The 17,297-nt window shown below is 41.7% G+C and carries 15 protein-coding genes and 1 pseudogene; 11 read left to right on the top strand and 5 right to left on the bottom strand.

Annotated elements, in window-relative coordinates:
* The first annotated feature begins 92 nt into the window (after positions 1–92).
* Entirely contained in the window at positions 93–1,424 is a 1,332-nt protein-coding gene (locus V7K30_RS17005; RefSeq protein ID WP_335001147.1) for a hypothetical protein, read from the top strand.
* A gap of 168 nt (positions 1,425–1,592) precedes the next feature.
* Positions 1,593–2,291, top strand: coding sequence for a cadmium resistance transporter (locus V7K30_RS17000; RefSeq protein ID WP_335001145.1), 699 nt, complete (start codon positions 1,593–1,595; stop codon positions 2,289–2,291).
* Between the two features lie 204 nt (positions 2,292–2,495).
* Here the strand turns inward: V7K30_RS17000 and cysK are convergent, their stop codons facing one another.
* Both cysK and V7K30_RS16990 read right to left on the bottom strand, forming a co-directional pair.
* The gene (gene cysK, locus V7K30_RS16995) at positions 2,496–3,458 is read right to left on the bottom strand and encodes a cysteine synthase A (protein WP_335001143.1); all 963 of its coding nucleotides are present in this window, start codon (positions 3,456–3,458) and stop codon (positions 2,496–2,498) included.
* Between the two features lie 18 nt (positions 3,459–3,476).
* Positions 3,477–3,959, bottom strand: a complete 483-nt coding sequence (locus tag V7K30_RS16990; protein WP_273769587.1) for an RrF2 family transcriptional regulator — start codon at positions 3,957–3,959, stop codon at positions 3,477–3,479.
* Between the two features lie 214 nt (positions 3,960–4,173).
* Here V7K30_RS16990 and cysE point away from each other — a divergent pair, with 214 nt between their 5' ends.
* Together cysE and V7K30_RS16980 are read left to right on the top strand one after the other, a co-directional pair.
* On the top strand, positions 4,174–4,902 hold the full coding sequence (cysE, locus tag V7K30_RS16985) for a serine O-acetyltransferase (protein WP_442941072.1): 729 nt from the start codon (positions 4,174–4,176) through the stop codon (positions 4,900–4,902).
* Positions 4,903–5,092: 190 nt separating this feature from the next.
* Complete coding sequence (locus V7K30_RS16980; RefSeq protein ID WP_335001142.1) at positions 5,093–5,683, top strand: Crp/Fnr family transcriptional regulator; 591 nt, start codon at positions 5,093–5,095, stop codon at positions 5,681–5,683.
* A gap of 239 nt (positions 5,684–5,922) precedes the next feature.
* Here V7K30_RS16980 and V7K30_RS16975 read toward each other — a convergent pair whose 3' ends face one another.
* Positions 5,923–6,567, bottom strand: a complete 645-nt coding sequence (locus V7K30_RS16975) for an NIL domain-containing protein (protein WP_335001140.1) — start codon at positions 6,565–6,567, stop codon at positions 5,923–5,925.
* Between the two features lie 387 nt (positions 6,568–6,954).
* Between V7K30_RS16975 and V7K30_RS16970 the strand changes: the two genes are divergently transcribed.
* Together V7K30_RS16970 and V7K30_RS16965 are read left to right on the top strand one after the other, a co-directional pair.
* Positions 6,955–8,085 (top strand): hypothetical protein, encoded by a 1,131-nt coding sequence (locus V7K30_RS16970; protein ID WP_335001138.1) that lies wholly within the window; start codon positions 6,955–6,957, stop codon positions 8,083–8,085.
* Positions 8,086–8,188: 103 nt separating this feature from the next.
* Positions 8,189–8,923, top strand: a complete 735-nt coding sequence (locus V7K30_RS16965; RefSeq protein ID WP_335001136.1) for a type I restriction enzyme HsdR N-terminal domain-containing protein — start codon at positions 8,189–8,191, stop codon at positions 8,921–8,923.
* Between the two features lie 98 nt (positions 8,924–9,021).
* On the opposite strand, the gene V7K30_RS16960 is transcribed toward V7K30_RS16965, so the two are convergent.
* Together V7K30_RS16960 and rppA are read right to left on the bottom strand one after the other, a co-directional pair.
* A complete protein-coding gene (locus tag V7K30_RS16960; protein ID WP_196523851.1) occupies positions 9,022–9,288 on the bottom strand; it encodes an NIL domain-containing protein in 267 nt (88 codons plus the stop codon).
* A gap of 235 nt (positions 9,289–9,523) precedes the next feature.
* Positions 9,524–10,240, bottom strand: coding sequence for a two-component system response regulator RppA (rppA, locus tag V7K30_RS16955; RefSeq protein ID WP_335001132.1), 717 nt, complete (start codon positions 10,238–10,240; stop codon positions 9,524–9,526).
* 67 nt (positions 10,241–10,307) lie between these two features.
* Between rppA and hisG the strand changes: the two genes are divergently transcribed.
* The 5 genes and pseudogenes from hisG (at position 10,308) to V7K30_RS16930 (ending at position 17,182) form a co-directional block, all read left to right on the top strand.
* A complete protein-coding gene (gene hisG / locus V7K30_RS16950) occupies positions 10,308–10,955 on the top strand; it encodes an ATP phosphoribosyltransferase (RefSeq protein ID WP_335001130.1) in 648 nt (215 codons plus the stop codon).
* 452 nt (positions 10,956–11,407) lie between these two features.
* Positions 11,408–13,096: pseudogene (locus tag V7K30_RS16945) on the top strand (PAS domain-containing sensor histidine kinase); the annotation flags it as partial.
* Positions 13,090–13,539: a response regulator gene (locus V7K30_RS16940; protein ID WP_442941071.1), complete on the top strand. Its 450-nt coding sequence runs from the start codon at positions 13,090–13,092 to the stop codon at positions 13,537–13,539. The pseudogene V7K30_RS16945 and the gene V7K30_RS16940, both read left to right, overlap by 7 nt.
* A 5-nt stretch (positions 13,540–13,544) precedes the next feature.
* Positions 13,545–15,845 carry a hybrid sensor histidine kinase/response regulator gene (locus tag V7K30_RS16935; RefSeq protein WP_335001128.1) on the top strand — a complete coding sequence of 767 codons (2,301 nt, stop codon included), beginning with the start codon at positions 13,545–13,547 and terminating at the stop codon, positions 15,843–15,845.
* A 425-nt stretch (positions 15,846–16,270) separates the two neighbouring features.
* Positions 16,271–17,182 (top strand): hypothetical protein, encoded by a 912-nt coding sequence (locus V7K30_RS16930; RefSeq protein ID WP_335001126.1) that lies wholly within the window; start codon positions 16,271–16,273, stop codon positions 17,180–17,182.
* Positions 17,183–17,297: the final 115 nt, after the last annotated feature.

Genomic DNA, 17,297 nt, shown 5'->3' with positions numbered 1-17,297 from the left:
TCTACGATTTATCACCATACCAAATTAACCTTCCGGCACAACTAAGCCTTAAAATTGACAAAGTAATTATTCTGATAGAGAGGATTTTGTCAATGTCTAGACTTACTGTTCCACCTAATTTCGTCGGTACTTCCGGTATTGATACTTTAGCCGCAGAAGAGTCGAATGCATCTGTGGCGATTGGTATTGATATTTTAAATCAAGGTGTGATTAATACATTTTCAGGAAACGATAGTATTAGTGGTATTGGTACTAGTACTGACACTGGTAATCTTGAGCCTAGGAAAGCTGGCACTGGTATCGGCATCAACAACAGTGGTACTCTCAATGCAGGGAACGGAAATGACAGTATTACTGGTACTGGTACTGGTACTGGTGGCAACCTTCCCAAAATCAAAGGAACTTTAATAATCTTCAGTGGGGCAGGCAGTGGCACTGTTGGCAGCAATGGAACCGGCATCAGCAACAGTGCTACTCTCAATGCAGGGAGCGGAAATGACACTATCACTGGCACTGGTACTGGTGGTACTGGCGACAGTGGAGGATCTCTTACTGGTAAAGGCGGTAAAGGCGGTACTGGAATCGGCATCAGCAACAGTGGCAGTTTTGATGCAGGGGACGGAAATGACACTATCACTGGCACTGGTACTGGTGGTACTGGTGGCGAAGGTAGTGTCATTGGCCAGACTGGTTCCATTCCCCCCAGCATCCTCAGAGGCGAAAGCGGGGACGGCGGTGCTGGAATTGGCATTAGTAACAGTGATAAATTAAATACTGGCAAAGGAGAAGATACGCTCATCGGTACTGGTACTGCTGGCAGCAACAATAAAACGGGAAGAAAAAGCAGCACAGGTGGTACTGGCATCGGCATCCAGAACATTAAAGAAGCTATTATCACTACTGGTGAGAACACCGACACGATTAAGGGTTCTGCAACCAGTTTGGAAGCAAACACCCTAGCTTATGGCATCTTCAATGACGGCATCATTGATACTGGTAATGGCCATGACATCCTCACCGGACAAGCAACAACCACAATTGGTGGTACTGCCTATGGCATTTATGGGCAAGGAATCATCAGGACTGGCGATGGAAATGACAAAGTTACCGCTACCAGTAACATCGAGAAAGTTCAACAGAAAGTCACTATTGGTGGCGGTATCCACTTTGAACTAGGGGCTGGAAATGACTACTTCAAAGGGTTCGGCTCTGCAATTGTTGATGGCGGGAATGGTTTTGACACCCTTGATGTGAGGGCTTTCAAGCGTTCTGATGTTAGTGTTTCTGGGGTTATTTCTGGCAATAGTGTAAACCCTGCCAACATTACTTTCAACAACAATGGCAACCTCATTACCCTTTCGACAACTGGTTTTGAGAATTTTATTTTTGCAGATAGCTCTTTCTCCTACAGCCGTTTGACCTGAAATTAGAATTACCACAATTCAATTAGACATAGGAGTAAAAAAGAATGTAGAGACGTAGCAGTACTAAGTCTCTATAAGGGATGTGGATAAAACATATTTAATTTCACCAGATGTCTAAGGTGAGATGCTCTCTGCAAGATAAAACCATATCTATGTTTCTCTTAAAATATGAACGAGTTACTTACTGCAATTAGTACAGGGGCGATCGCGTTCATTGCCACTAATATTGATGATATTGTCATTCTATTGTTGTTTTTTTCTCAAATAAATGCTAACTTTCGCCCCCGACATATAGTTGCTGGTCAGTTTCTAGGTTTTACGGTTCTTTTAATTCTTAGTCTTCCGGGTTTATTTGGTGGGTTAGTTTTATCAAAAAGCTGGATTGGATTAATTGGTTTAGTACCAATGTCCATAGGTATCAGTAGCTTAGTGAATCGGGAAGAAGATTCATCACAAGAAGTTGTAGCTACAACAGAAGAAACTGAAACATCAACAATTACTAGTTTTTTTTCTCCCCAAGCTTATAGTGTGGCAGCCGTTACAATTGCCAATGGTAGCGATAATATTAGTGTCTACGTGCCTTTATTTGCGAGCAGTAACTTAGAGAGTTTTGTGGTAATTATCGGATTATTTTTTCTCTTGTTAGCAGTTTGGTGCTACGCTGCATACAAATTAACTAACAACAGAGTCATAGCTGATGTATTGACTCGCTACGTTAATAATCTTGTGCCTTTTGTTCTTATAGGATTAGGCGCTTTTATTGTATTAAAAAGTGGAGCTTTAAGCTTAATAAAACTAGCTGCTAGTTGTTTCTGTTTGATGATTTTGGTGAAAAATCATGAAAATGGTAAAAATTCTGGTAGATAACCAAGCCAATTTTAAGTAAGTCGGCGAGAAAAATTCAATGTATATGAAGAAATAGAAATTTTCAGTAGGGTGCGTTACGGCGTTAAGCCTAACGCACCGCCTAACAAATAATAGGTGCGTTACGCTGTCGCGTTAACACACCCTACGAGATAATTTATTTTTTGTCAGTCCCTAAAATCTCAAATCTCAAATTGGTATATGGAATCAAACTTTACTCAACCACTCATTCTCCTCTGGATCTTTGAACAATGAGGTACTGAGGTAGCGTTCGCCGGAGCTAGGCTGGATCATCACGATTAGGCGACCGGCATTTTCTGGCCGTTGTGCCACTTGAATAGCCGCGTATAAAGCAGCGCCAGTAGAAATGCCAGATAGCAATCCTTCTTCTTTTGCTAGGCGACGGCTGTAAGCGATCGCTTGCTCATCTGCTACCTGAATCACTTCATCTACCAGTTCTGAACGGTAAATTGCTGGGACAAATCCCGCGCCGATACCCTGTATTTTGTGGGGCCCCGATTTACCACCTGTTAATACCGGGCTGTTGCTTGGTTCAACTGCGATCGCTTGAAAACTCGGCTTCCGTCCTTTTATAACTTCTGCAACTCCCGTAATCGTCCCACCAGTACCCACTCCCGCCACCAGAATATCCACCTCTCCATCGGTATCATCCCAAATTTCTTCTGCTGTGGTTTCGGCGTGAACTTTCGGGTTAGCAAGGTTGCGGAACTGCTGCAACATATAAGCATTGGGCGTTTGAGCTAAAATCTGCTCTGCACGACCGATCGCTCCTCGCATCCCTTCTACCCCTGGCGTTAACTCTAGTTGAGCGCCATAAGCTTTGAGCATGGATCGTCTTTCCTGGCTCATTGTGTCAGGCATCGTTAGAATAAGATGGTACCCCTTGGCGGCCGCCACCATCGCCAGCGCAATTCCTGTATTCCCAGAAGTCGGCTCTACTAAAACGGTTTTTCCGGGGTGAATCAAGCCTGCTTCTTCCGCCGCTTCCACCATACTCGCGCCAATCCGGTCTTTCACAGAAGATGCTGGATTCATGCTTTCTAGCTTCACCACAATCCGAGCAACCGCTCCTGAAGCTTGGGGAATCTTGTTTAATTGAACTAAAGGAGTCCGTCCGATTAACTCTGTGATATCTTTCGCTATCCGCATGTGAATACTCCGTCGTGTCTAAATATAATACATCGGACTTTGCTGTGCCCGAGTTTCCCTTTCCTGGCACAAGTCTTGGAGTGTATAGCGACCCAAAACTTCAATTGAGGCAGCGTTAGCTTGCTCCCAAACTTCATATACCAGAGTCTTTTCCAGAGTGGAAGAGTCAGAGGTATCTTTCTCTTTCCGCTCGCCTTCGACCAAAGTGACAATTTCAAGTATTGTGATCTGCCAAGGTTCACGAACCAAAACGAAACCTCCTTTAGAGCCGCGTTGACTCTGCACCACACCAGCACGCCGGAGATTCGTCAAAATTTGTTCCAGATAGCGCTCAGGTATGGGTTGTTTGGCAGTGATCTCGCTCATGGTTAGAGGAAGTTTTTTCCCGTGGTGGCTTGCCAGTTCTAAGAGTGCCAGCAGCGCGTATTCCACTTTGGAAGACAGATCCAAGAGAGCGTAGTTTTGGCTATTCAAGACTGTACTCAATATACTACGGTGAATTGGGGGACTTATCGCAGTTTATGCGAAATTAATTTTTCTCAAAGTGTGGAATGTGATAGCATCCCACTTACTACCCACAAAAACACTTTACTCTATCGACTTACCGTAGATTATTATCTTACACAATTCCCATAAATGATTTGATCTTTTTGTGGGAATTATCCTGAGTTTCTGTTTTCAGAGCCTCACCTACCAACAAAAATCTCAACAGAGTATGCTACTAACTGACTTGCGAACCATTTTTGAGCGTGACCCAGCAGCCCGTAACTGGCTAGAAGTATTGTTCTGTTACCCTGGACTTCATGCCCTAGTGTTTCATCGATTGGCACACTGGCTGCATAAAATGGGAATTCCCTTCATCCCTCGATTTATCTCTCATATTAGTCGGTTTTTAACTGGGATTGAAATCCATCCTGGGGCATTAATTGGTCAGGGAGTGTTTATTGACCACGGGATGGGAGTAGTGATTGGTGAGACAGCGATCGTGGGTGACTATGCCCTGATTTATCAAGGTGTCACCCTTGGCGGGACTGGGAAAGAAAGCGGCAAACGCCATCCAACTTTAGGCTCTCATGTAGTTGTGGGAACGGGTGCGAAGGTTTTAGGAAATATTCAAATTGGCGATCGCGTCCGGATTGGAGCAGGTTCTGTGGTGCTGCGAGATGTGCCCAGTAACACAACTGTAGTCGGGATTCCAGGGCGTGTGACTCGTCAGAACAACTTGGCTACCAATGCTCTAGATCATGATAAAGTCCGCGACGTAGAAGCTGAAGTCATCCGCGCTCTATTTGAACGCGTCAAAGCTCTAGAGAAACAGTTCGAGCAGTTGCAAGATCAATCAAGTTTGTCTCCAACTGAGTTTGGTGACGAACCAACCGACAACCCTAAGAGCAAAAATTCTGATGGGATGATTGAAGATTTTCTTGATGGTGCGGGAATTTAATTTAGGGCATTGGGCATGGGGCAATTCAATTTTGGATTTTAGATTTTAGATTTTGGATTAAATTTCAATCTAAAATCCAAAATCTAAAATTCTTGCTCCCCACTCCCCTCTTTAAAATACCCATAGGCTCTTAGAACCTGATATAAATATAATACTACGGTTAGTTTATCGGATAAAAGTGTTAATTAATATGGTGTCTTTGTACACAAGCTTATCTAGTTCAAGCAGTAATAATACTAAGCAAATTTTTGCCCGTAGGTCATTTCTGCCAGAGCATCAAAACGGCCTTTGGAAGATTGAAACGGGTTTTGTCAGGACTTTTACCTATCTGGAAGATGGTACAACCGTCGCTCTGGGATTGTGGGGCCCTGGAGATGTTGTTGGCAAGGTTTTGTCAAAATTAGAACCTTATCAGATGGAATGCTTAACTAAAGTGGAGGCGACAGTCTTACCTCTAGAGGAGTGGACTCAACTAACAGAAACTCTACTTGCCCATATCCAACAGGCTCAAGAATTGATGATCATTCGTAGCCATAAAAAAGTGGATACTATGCTCATCAAGCTGTTGGCATGGTTATCCAAAAAGTTTGGTTCGGAAGTTGAGAAAGGACGTTTAATAGATATGCGTCTGACTCATGAAGACCTGGCGGAAATGCTCGGTTCAACTCGTGTTACCATCACTCGTGTTCTTGGGCAGTTTGAGCAAGAGGGCTTGATTGCTCGTCTTTCCCTGCATCGAATTGTGCTGCGAGAAGAAGAAATTTGGTACTACGAAATTTAGATTATTTCAGCAAAATCAGCCATCGCCGTCGCGTCGCTTTTCTACCAGACGTACAAGGGACGCTCCGAATTCACGCATTCACGCATTCAAAATTAACAATCCCCACAAATAAATTTAGTCGCTCTGTATCCTTTTCTGTTTCGGTCAGCATAATTCATAATTACCCTACTAATAAATTTGATGGGTCAAAAAATATTGTTGCTAAGTTTTTTGTTTTTCAGTAATTATGAATTATTTGGTTAGCGATCGCTATAAACGCTAGACAAATCCAGCCAAATCGGTAGCCCCAGTTTTTCTAAATAACTCAGGCTAGAGTAGAGCTGCTTTGTTCTCCCCCACAAATCCAAATCAAACCAGCCGTCATCTTCCGTATCGGGTTGAAGTCTAGCACTGGTGATATTGACTGTTAGTCCATAACGAGAAACTAACTCCGAAATCACCGGTTCTTCGTAATAGCTTTTTAAGACGCACAGTTGCAAGCGCAATCGATTGGTTTGACCTGTAGAAATCCATTGCTGGAATTGTTCTTGCCATTGATTTGTCAGCCATGCAGAGTCTTTGGGACTCATTTTGCTAGCTGGATTTGGGAAAGGTAGAGAGTGATGCTTGAGTTGAATCTGGTTAGCGATCGCTAATTCCAGCAAATTCACTCCCAATCCTTGCAAGTAAGATAGGCTATTTGTCAGTTTTTGGGGATTTCCCGAAAGTTCCAAATCAAACCAGCCATCGCTGTCACTGTCTGATGTTAGGGATGCAGCTTTGATATTGACGGTTAAACCATAACGAGACACGAGTCGAGAAATTACAGGTTGCCTATGATACCGTTGAGGCACGAGAATGCGGCTGTGGACTGAAGCGGGTTCTACAGATTTTGTGGCAGACATCAGATTAATTCCCAATAACGATGCCTAAGTTGGGCTGCGCCTACGCAATTTTTGGGTTCGGCAGAAAATCCTGCTGATGCCGTGCCCCTACAACTCAACTGTACCTGCTTGGATATCAGCCTCATATAGATTTTCATATTTTTGGCTTTTATTAAACTACGGTAATTCTATCGAGTTAATGCAGTTAATTGTTATGTAAAGGAGATTCCCACAAAGACTGCCAAAAAACAATGGGTAAATTCACGTAAAGTTAGCATAATTTACGTAGAGTACTTTGACGCCAGACTAATTGAGAATCTTTTACATCTGTCCGTTCGCTGATATCGTCATTAGACCTTTTGCATAAATCAAAAATTAAGAACTGATGAGAACCCAATTCGTAAAGATTTGCAGAAATATGTTGACAGTCAGGACACCATCTGTATTTTTGTAACTCCCTTTAATGATGCTCCTGAAGCTAATATTAGAAAATTAATAATTTATCATCTTACATCTAAATCCAAAGACTTTCATCATAGATTTGTAACCTTGGTATTGCCTCGCAAAAATGAGCCTGAAAAAGTGCATGGCTCTGATGAAGATAGAGATTTAGGAATTAGAATCAGACAAGATGAAGTTCAAGCTACATTCAAAAAGTTGAACTTAGATTTTTTCCAAAAAAATATCTTATTCTATGATTCCTTGAGATACTACCGTGATGACATAGTTAAGCTAAATGAAATCTACGATGAAGAAGATGTACAGGCAGATAAAAATGAATTGATCGAAGCTATAGCGGGTGTTGTAGAACGTAGGCGAAATATTTTATTAGATGAAATCAAGGCTATCAAAGAAAGCTCGGCGAAAATCAAAAATAGTGATGCTTTAAAGGAATCAGAAATCAAGGTAATTCAAAATGCCATTCAGAAGATAAGGGATTTACGGGATTTAAGTAAAAGAGTACCTAGTCGTGATTATGAAGATTTTATTGATGAATATGTTAATAAATACTATCGTAAGGTTTATCCAGCATGGAACACTAAACACGCTATCCATAGAAATTTCGGTTACTATCAGCCAAGAGATATAGATATATATTACGATGCGAGGGTTGTCGCTGGGGGAATAGATGAAGATAAAATGCTGAAAAAATTTACCAAAGAAGTAAAACAGGAATTAGAAAGTATCCTGAATGATCTGACATCTGCTAATAAATCTTTAAAGACATTTATTCCTGAATTAGTTAAGAATTTTTACGGATTGTATGACGATTTTATATACGAAGTAGGCAAAGAAATTGAAGAAGAAGTCACAAGAAAACTATTACCCCGAAGCGAAGATTCTGATTTTTGGAATGCTCTAATTGCTGAAAAAGGTAAGGAGAGGAAGAGGGGAGAAACATTTGTCGATAATGTATGTCAGATATTTAAGCGAGAACTGGAAAAAGAGACAAACTTAAATACGTTCTTAAAAAGCAAAGCTGAATATCATTGGGAGAAATTAGTTACCAAAATACTAGGCTTTTTTGGGGAAAAATAGACAATTTATCAATTGTACATTTAATACATAGTTTAGGGCGCAATATAATATAATTGTGTCCCTAAAACTATTTTATTTACCATTAGTTGCTATCAAAAGATATATGACTGATTTACAACAAGAAATAACCAAAAAACTTATCAAATATAAGAAAGATTATCAAGAATATATAAAATGTTTGATTAGGGGAATACAAATTCCAATTAATGGAAGACCAGAGGAATTAGTTAGACAAATATTTATTCATTTTCTTATTAAAGAAAGTGGGTTATTTCCAAATATCATCAGTATCGAAGTTGAGGCTAATCATCATGATATAGAAATATATAAAAAGCAAAAAAATGATGATTTTAAGCCACATCAATCCCCTTTGATAATTGTGGAAGTAAAACGAGAAGATGTGAATTTAAAAAATCATTATAATCAGATTCAAAGGTATCTAAAAAAATCTGGTTGCGATATTGGAATTTTGTATAATTATCATGAAATTATCGCCTTGACTAAAAAAGATGATCAGTTTGAAATTAATCACCTCAAAAGACTTACAGAGATACAGGCATTAATTTTACAAAGCAATAATAACAATGATGATTTATTCGATTTTGAAAAAGCTCAAAACGGAAATTTTGATAGTTTTGCTTATTTAATTAGGAAATATGGTAAATATACAACTAATCAAGTAGTTTTTAAAGTTAAACAACAGCAATCCCAAATAGAAGGATATTTCTTCAATATACAAGGAAATAAAGTTTACTATGATGTATGTGGTAAATATTCCCAAAAACAACAAAATTTTGATTACCAAGATTTTGAAAAACTAATTTCTATTGCTTATTAAAGAAAAACCTAACCCCCTAACCCCCTTCCCGACGCGGGAAGGGGGAAAATTCAAAGTCTCTCTGCTAAAAGGAGAGAGATTTAGAGAGAGGTTAACCCTTACCAATCACTTGCTTTAGTGTCATCCCAAACTTCCAACTCCAAATCGTGGAGATAGGTTAAGCCGCTCTGAATTTGTGCATCTGTTCCTTGTAATTCAAGGTCAAACCAACCATCACCGACAGCATTGGCTCCCAAAATCGCTGCTGTGATATTCACAGTCAGTCCATAGTCAGACACCAGGCGAGAAATCACAGGTTCCTGGTGATAATCCTTGGGAATTCTGAGGCGAATCCGTTTATTGGTAAGTGTATTGTCAGTAGCCATATCTGAATTATTTCAATCCCTGATAGGAATTGGTACAAAACTACCTTTAACCCTAATGCTAATTTTCTGATAGGTACTAGGTAGATCGTACCATGTCCCCTGATTTGCTTGTATCTTATTTCAAAGGATAACTATAATCGCTTGATTTTTCATCCCTCTACAAAAAACTTCGACAGGAATTAAAGTCGCAAAGACTGAGAAATATCAATGATTCTCCTACCAATGAACCGAATCATTATGAGTTGGAAATAGGCGGGTGAACTAACTCTACTGAGGAAGCACCGAAACGATAGCCTTTGCCGTAGACTGTGTGAATCAGCACAGTTTCTCTACCTACCTCAATCTTACGGCGCAATAGGCGGATTAATGCCGCGATCACATTACTACTGGGTTGTTCTTCTTGCCACAAATTTTGCATAATCTGGGCATGAGTCATTAGTTGTCCAGTGTGTTCCATAAAGTATTGCAGCAACTGGCTTTCTTTTTGCGATAGCTCAATTATTCGTCCTTGGCGATAGGCTACTTGATTTTCACAATCGAGTTCTAAATCAGCGACAGTTAGGCGTTCGGTGGTGGTTTCATAGGTTTGGGAACCGGAACGACGCAATAAAGCCCGGACTCTGGCTAGTAACTCCCGCAGTTCAAAAGGTTTAACCAAATAGTCGTCAGCACCAGCATCTAAACCTTGTACGCGGTCATCTAGAGTATCCTTGGCTGTGAGGAACAAAACAGGAGTGGTTTTGCCTTGGCGTCGCAATTCCTGACAAATCTCTAACCCCGTTTTTCCTGGCAGCATCCAATCTAAAATTAGTAGGTCATAACTGCCTGCTTGTGCATTTTCGCTGCCACTTGTGCCATCGTAAGCGGCATCCACAATGTAACCCTCACGAGTTAATAAGCGACTCAAGGGTTCAGTTAGTTCAACTTCATCATCAACTAATAAAATTGTCATGCTGCTTGTGGTAAGCATATAGAGATATTATTCAACTGCTAGGACGCCAAGGATACTAAGAAAAAGAATGCTGACTGTTGCATTGCCAAAAGGGGAACTCCTTAAAAATAGCATCCGCCTGCTACAATCTGTGGGATTAGATTTTAGTGCTTTTTTAGATTCAGGAAATCGCCAACTTCAAGTTTTTGACACTAAGGGACTTGCGAAAGCTTTGCTGGTGCGGGCGCAGGATGTGCCCGTTTATGTGGAATATGGTCAAGCACAACTGGGTGTTGTTGGTTACGATGTACTGCGGGAGAAGCAGCCGCAAGTTGCCCACTTAGTAGATTTGCAGTTTGGGCATTGTCGCATGTCGGTGGCGGTAAAAGCATCCAGTTCTTACCGATCGCCTTTAGATTTACCACCACATGGTAGAGTTGCTTCTAAGTATATAAATTGCGCTCGTGAATATTTTCACAGTCTGGATTTACCTGTGGAAATAGTGCCGTTGTATGGTTCAGTGGAACTAGGCCCAATTACTGGGATGTCAGAAGCGATCGTGGATTTGGTTTCGACAGGGCGGACTTTGAGCGAAAATGGTTTGATTGAAATCGCTACTCTGTATGAAAGCACGGCGCGGTTGATTGCTCATCCTCTGAGTTACCGCCTAAACACGGGTAATCTAACTGATGTGATTGCCAAGCTACGGTCAGCCGTTTTGGTAGGGGCTAGATAACGGTAGGATGGGCATTATAATGCCTATCTTCCCAGTTAGAGGGAAATTTTGCACATTTGGGATGCTCCCCAATTTTTTAACCAAAATCACGATTTTTATCATAAAATCACGATTTTTATCGCAACAGGTTTTGGCGTAGTGATAACTCACTAGTCGATAGTCTGCAACAACTGAATCTGATCATACACAGTAAATAATATCAGTCATAAATTTGTTTACACTATGATTAATAGCTTTGTGGTGTACACAGGGAATAGCTTGCTGCTAGGCATCACTTTTAATCTGGATGTAGCGGTTTCAGAAAATTTAAATAGACTTCCCTGAACAGCCAGAGGCGGGGAAAGGACTAAGGATTGTTAAAAAAGGTTAAGCTATTCTTCAGATAGCCATGCTGTTAACTAGATATCATATTGATTGAGATTTTTTAATAAAAGTTAATGAAAGCTGGACACACTGAACGGCAAAAAACAGTGGAAGCACTACGAGAGAGTGAAGAACGTTGGCAGTTAGCATTACATGGTAATAATGATGGTATTTGGGATTGGAACCTCAAGACTAATGAAGTGTTCTTCTCAGCTCGATGGAAGGAAATGCTCGGCTATAAAGACCACGAAGTTTCCAACGGTTGGGATGAATGGATAAAACGAATCCATCCCGATGAGCGAGATTGCGTACTTCAAGCTTTCCAAGACCACTTTGCCAAGAAAATACCGTTTTACGTCTGTGAATATCGAGTCCAATGCCAAGACGGCAGCTATAAATGGATTCTAGATCGAGGACAGGCACTTTGGGACGCATCGGGTGATATAGTGCGGATGGTAGGTTCCTATACTGATATCACAGATCGCAAGCGGGTAGAAGAGGAATTAAAACAGCAGAATCTGCGATCGCAACTATTTGCCGAAATCACTCTGAAAATTCGAGAATCTTTACAAATAGACGAAATTCTCCAAACCACGGTGACAGAGGTACAAAAACTACTACAAGCTGACCGAGTTTTGATTTTTCAACTGGATGCTGATGGTTCGGGAACAGTGGTGCAAGAAGCGGTGCTACCTGGTTGGCCGGTAATTTTGGGAAAAAATATTTTCGATCCCTGCTTTAAAGAAGAATACCTAGAAAGATATCGCCGGGGAAGAGTGAGTGCCATTGAAGACATTGAAGCTGCTCATATTCAACAATGCCATCGAGAATTTCTTCAGCAGTTTGCTGTCAGGGCTAACCTCGTAGTGCCGATACTTGTCAGGGAGAGCATTTGGGGCTTGTTACTGGCTCATCAGTGTGCTGCACCTCGACACTGGAATAACTTTGAGACGGAGTTGTTACAGCAACTAGGTAATCAAATTGGGATTGCTTTATCTCAAGCGCAACTATTAGAAAAAGAAACCCAGCAAAGTCAGGAACTCGCTCGTTCCAATGCAGAATTGGAACAGTTTGCCTATGTGGCTTCCCATGACTTGCAAGAGCCGTTGCGGATGGTAACTAGTTATTTACAAATACTAGAGCGAAGATATAAACATCAACTAGATGCCGATGCTGATCAGTTTATCACCTACGCAGTAGATGGGGCCCGGCGGATGCAGACCCTGATCAACGATTTGTTGAACTATTCCCGTGTCAGCACCCGTGGACAGCCCTTGATGCCAGTAAATAGTAGTGTTGTCTTAGAACAGGCGATCGCTAATCTTCAACTGGCGATCGCGGATAGTTTCGCAGTTGTCACTCATGATACACTACCTGAAGTGATGGCTGATGCTACTCAACTGACGCAAGTATTTCAAAACCTGATTGCCAACGCGATCAAATTTTGCCGTCATCAGCAGCCACGAATTCACATCGGCGTAGCGAAGGGAGATGCAAATCCAGATGAGGAAAGTTTAAATGTTATCCCGTCGGCAGATGAATGGTTGTTCTGGGTGCGCGATAATGGTATTGGTTTGGAATCCCAGTATGCAGAACGGATATTTTTAATTTTTCAGCGCTTGCACGCTATAGACAAGTATCCAGGTACTGGAATTGGTCTGGCAATTTGTAAGAAAATTATAGAACGCCACGGCGGCCGGATCTGGGTTGAGTCGAAACCGGGTCAAGGCTCTAGTTTCTACTTCACAATTCCAGATATAGCAGGTAAGCAATGGTGACAACCATAACAGCGATTATGCCTGTTGAAGTTTTGTTGGTAGAGGATAATCCTGGCGATGCCCAACTCACACGCATCGCCCTGGAAGATAGCAAAATCTCGATTCACCTGAATGTGGTTCAAGATGGTGTAGAAGCAATGGCATTCTTGCGAAAACAGGAAAAATATGTCAAAGCAGCCCATCCAGATATCGTGCTGTTGGATTTGAACCTCCCTAAAAAAGATGGGCGGGAGGTATTAGCAGAAATCAAAGGAGATGAAAAACTCAAACGAATTCCTGTAGTAATTTTGACGACTTCCCAAGCTGAAGAAGACATCCTCAAAGCTTATAACCTTGCTGCCAACTGTTATATAACTAAACCAGTAGATTTCGATCAATTCGTTAAAATTGTCCAATCAATAGAAAATTTTTGGTTTGCGATCGTAAAACTGCCACCGGAGTAGTGAAAATGGCAGGTAAAAATATTAAAGTCTTATTAGTAGAAGATAACCCTGGTGATGTCTTTTTATTACAGGAGTTTTTAAAGGAAGTTACCACAGTTGTAGTTGATTTCATGCCCGTTGTGCGGCTTTCGGAAGCACTCAATTACCTCGCAAACGAAATTTTTGATGTGATTCTGTTAGACCTCTCGCTGCCAGATAGCCAGGGACTAGAAACCTTTGTCATCGCTCACCATCAGGCAAAAGCCACTCCAATAATTGTGCTAACAGGTATAGACGATGAAACCCTGGCAATTAGCGCAATGCAGGAAGGGGCGCAGGATTATTTGGTGAAAGGGCAAGTAACTGGCGACTTGCTGGTGCGCTCAATGCGTTATGCCATCGAACGTCAACGGGCAGACAACGCACTGCGACAGAGTGAGGAACGATTTCGGGTTGCCCTGAAAAACTCGCCAATCTTTGTCTACAACCAAGATAAGGAGTTACGGTACACCTGGGTTTACAATCCCTCCTATGAATTGACGGTTGACGAAATATTAGGCAAACAAGACTTGGATATCATGCCAGTTGAAGATGCTCAACATCTCACCACAATTAAACGTGGGGTGTTAACGACTGGCATCGGAACGCGCGAGGAAGTATCAATTACAATCAAAGATACAACTCGATATTACGATTTGACAGTTGAGCCATTGCGGAATGAGTCGCAAGAAGTTGTCGGCGTGACTTGCGCCAGTATTGATATTAGCGAACAGCAAGCTGCACTTCGCGAACAGCAAGCTGCGCTACGTGAACGCAAATTGGCACAAGAAAAAATCCGCGAACAAGCAGCATTACTAGATGTCACCACTGATGCCATTTGCGTGCGAGATTTAAACAATCAAATACTCTTCTGGAACAAAGGCGCAGAAACACTTTACGGCTGGCAAGCTACAGAGGCTTGGGGCAAAAATGCTAGTGAGCTTTTGTTTGACGAACATTCACCAGAAATCGAAGCGGCTCTGTTGCAAGTTATTAGTAAAGGGAAGTGGCAAGGCGAGTTAACTAAACTTACTAAAACTGACAAAGAAATCCTTGTTGCTAGTCGCTGGAGTCTGGTGGGCGATGAACAAGGCAAACCGAAATCAATTCTCACCGTTGACACAGATATTACCGAGAAAAAACATTTAGAAGCCCAATTGTTTCGCGCTCAACGCCTGGAAAGTATTGGCACTTTGGCTAGTGGCATTGCTCACGACCTCAACAATATCCTGACACCGATTCTGGCAGGAGCGCAACTGTTACCACTCAAATTTCCCGATGCAGATGAGCGGACTCGCCATCTACTGGAGATTTTGGAAATTAACGCTAGACGCGGCGCTGATTTAGTCAAACAAGTGCTGTCTTTTGCGCGGGGTGTGGAAGGGAAGCGCATCACTTTGCAACTCAAGCATTTGATTGTGGAAGTTGCCAAGATTCTTAAAGAGACATTTCCTAAATCTATAGAAGTTAGCATTGATGTACCGCAACATTTGTGGATGGTTTCTGGAGATAGCACGCAACTGCATCAAGTGCTGATGAACCTCTGCGTTAACGCCCGCGATGCTATGGCCAATGGCGGTACTTTGAGTATCTCTGCCGAGAATCTGTTGATTGACGAAAATTCTGCCCGCATGAACCTGGAAGCCAAAGAGGGGCCTTACATAGTGATTACTGTCTTTGATACTGGAGTTGGGATTCCTAGAGAAATCTTAGATAGAATTTTTGAGCCATTCTTTACCACAAAAGATGTCGGAAAAGGCACAGGGTTAGGACTTTCCACCGTACTGGGGATAATTAAAAGTCACGGAGGTTTTGTGAACGTGTATAGCGAACCGGGAAGTGGCACCAGCTTTAAGGTTTACTTGCCAGCTGCGGGGGGAATGGAAACATTCAGCCCAGAAAATTTGCCACCACAGATAGGACATGGAGAATTGATTTTGCTTGTGGACGATGAAGCCGCCATTCAAGAGATTACGAGAACATCACTGGAAGCTCACAACTACAAAACCCTAATTGCCAGTGATGGGATTGAGGCGATCGCGCTATATGCTAAAAATATGGACAAAATTAGTGCCGTCCTGATGGATATTATGCTACCCTCGCTAGATGGTTTAATTGCCATCCGTACCCTGCAAAAAATCAACCCTCAAGTCAGAATTATTGCCAGCAGTGGACTTATGTCTGACAATAAGCTCAGTGCAGTAGCTGCTATTGGTGTGAATACATTTTTGTCGAAGCCCTATACTGTCAACGAATTATTGCTTTCTTTACAGAAAATATTATCGTGAGTCAATCGATTTTGGATTTTGGATTTTAAATTTTGGATTGACCCCAACCACAAGGGTACGAGGCAATATGATTTTAAATTGAGGATTTCGTCGTGAGCGCTCAGTCGAACGATAATGGAATTGTTCCGCCCACTAGGGGCAGGGCATGAACCGAAATAATTTTTAATTCTTCAATCTAAAATCTAAAATTGGCACGGTCAAGTAATTACGTAAGTATCCTGATAGTTGTGAGTACAAAAGGTTGCTTTATTGACGTGGGTGCAAATTGCCTGGGTTTGATATGATTGAGCATCGCTAACACATTTCTCTTACGGAGTGTGGGCAGTGGGAAGAGTTTTTCTAACCCATGCCCAATGCCCAATACTTCTCTACGAGACGCTACGCGAACGCTCAGTACAAGTGCCCCATGCCCAATCCCTTTTAATATGCCTCGGTTTCTTAAGTTAATCATCAACATAGTAATCTTGGGTACATTATTACTCATATCCCAGCAAGTTTGGGCCCAAGATTGGCGTCCGGTTCGCGGTGGTATCCCTTTCGGTATCAGTGGTATAGCTTTGATAGAGCAGCAAAGCAATACGCTCGATTTTCTGATTGTCCATGACAACAAACAAAAAAACCAAGGTCGTTTAGCAATCATCAGTATTAAGGGTAAAAACCAACCTGAATATTTCCCCTTGAACTGGCCAAATAACATAGAATTGCCCATCGACTTAGAAGCTTTAACATCTGTTCCAGAGAAAAGAAAATTTTCTTTTATCGCTTTAAGCAGTTCTGGAAAAGCTTATTACATCAGGTTAGACCCTGCCAACAAAACCATCTCGGTTCTCAAGGAATTCAATCTACCAGAGATTATTCAAGGAAATAATTTTGAAGGATTTGGATTACAAAATATAGATGGTAAATTAGTTGCTATTTGGGGACATCGCGGTCAAGGAGAACAACCAGCAACTATTTTTTGGGGAGTGTTTGACTTGGCTAAATATCAAATTACTCTCACAGGTTCTGCCAATCTGAAAGTACCGTTTCCATCTGGCAATGTTCGCCATATTTCAGATATTAAAGTAGACCCTGTAGGAATTGTGTACATCACCTCAGCAAGTGATGCCGGAGATGATGGCCCATTCCAATCAGCTGTGTATGTCGCTGGTTACTTGGGATTGCGTGATAACAAAATTGCATGGCGACAAAATTCTCAACTTGTTCCTCTCTACCGCTCTAATTATCACAAAATTGAAGGTATCGAACTTGTTCCCGGTGCAGAAGGCGGTGTAATTGTTGGTACAGATGATGAGAATTTGGGTTCCTATGTATACATTGTGGGTGGAAGTAGCTGAACGGTATGTCCTTTGATAACCTGTGTAAACTGCTATTTGAAAAATACCCTCTAGGACTAAGATTTAGGAGTAGCAGTTGGTAAGTGAGATTTCAACTGATACCAATTATTTGGAA

It is taken from the genome of Nostoc sp. (assembly GCF_036917655.1).
Classification (GTDB): domain Bacteria; phylum Cyanobacteriota; class Cyanobacteriia; order Cyanobacteriales; family Nostocaceae; genus Nostoc.
Note: the sequence above shows the minus strand (reverse complement) of the source record. Positions and strands in the feature narration are given on the sequence as shown.

What these genes read in the sequence shown, in the direction of transcription:
- V7K30_RS16960 (WP_196523851.1), bottom strand. Translation starts at nt 9,288, where the DNA reads ATGGCTACTGACAATACACTTACCAATAAACGGATTCGCCTCAGAATT.
- cysK (WP_335001143.1), bottom strand. Translation starts at nt 3,458, where the DNA reads ATGCGGATAGCGAAAGATATCACAGAGTTAATCGGACGGACTCCTTTA.
- hisG (WP_335001130.1), top strand. Translation starts at nt 10,308, where the DNA reads ATGCTGACTGTTGCATTGCCAAAAGGGGAACTCCTTAAAAATAGCATC.
- cysE (WP_442941072.1), top strand. Translation starts at nt 4,174, where the DNA reads ATGCTACTAACTGACTTGCGAACCATTTTTGAGCGTGACCCAGCAGCC.
- V7K30_RS17005 (WP_335001147.1), top strand. Translation starts at nt 93, where the DNA reads ATGTCTAGACTTACTGTTCCACCTAATTTCGTCGGTACTTCCGGTATT.
- V7K30_RS17000 (WP_335001145.1), top strand. Translation starts at nt 1,593, where the DNA reads ATGAACGAGTTACTTACTGCAATTAGTACAGGGGCGATCGCGTTCATT.
- V7K30_RS16980 (WP_335001142.1), top strand. Translation starts at nt 5,093, where the DNA reads ATGGTGTCTTTGTACACAAGCTTATCTAGTTCAAGCAGTAATAATACT.
- V7K30_RS16935 (WP_335001128.1), top strand. Translation starts at nt 13,545, where the DNA reads ATGGCAGGTAAAAATATTAAAGTCTTATTAGTAGAAGATAACCCTGGT.
- V7K30_RS16965 (WP_335001136.1), top strand. Translation starts at nt 8,189, where the DNA reads ATGACTGATTTACAACAAGAAATAACCAAAAAACTTATCAAATATAAG.
- rppA (WP_335001132.1), bottom strand. Translation starts at nt 10,240, where the DNA reads ATGACAATTTTATTAGTTGATGATGAAGTTGAACTAACTGAACCCTTG.
- V7K30_RS16940 (WP_442941071.1), top strand. Translation starts at nt 13,090, where the DNA reads ATGGTGACAACCATAACAGCGATTATGCCTGTTGAAGTTTTGTTGGTA.
- V7K30_RS16975 (WP_335001140.1), bottom strand. Translation starts at nt 6,567, where the DNA reads ATGTCTGCCACAAAATCTGTAGAACCCGCTTCAGTCCACAGCCGCATT.
- V7K30_RS16930 (WP_335001126.1), top strand. Translation starts at nt 16,271, where the DNA reads ATGCCTCGGTTTCTTAAGTTAATCATCAACATAGTAATCTTGGGTACA.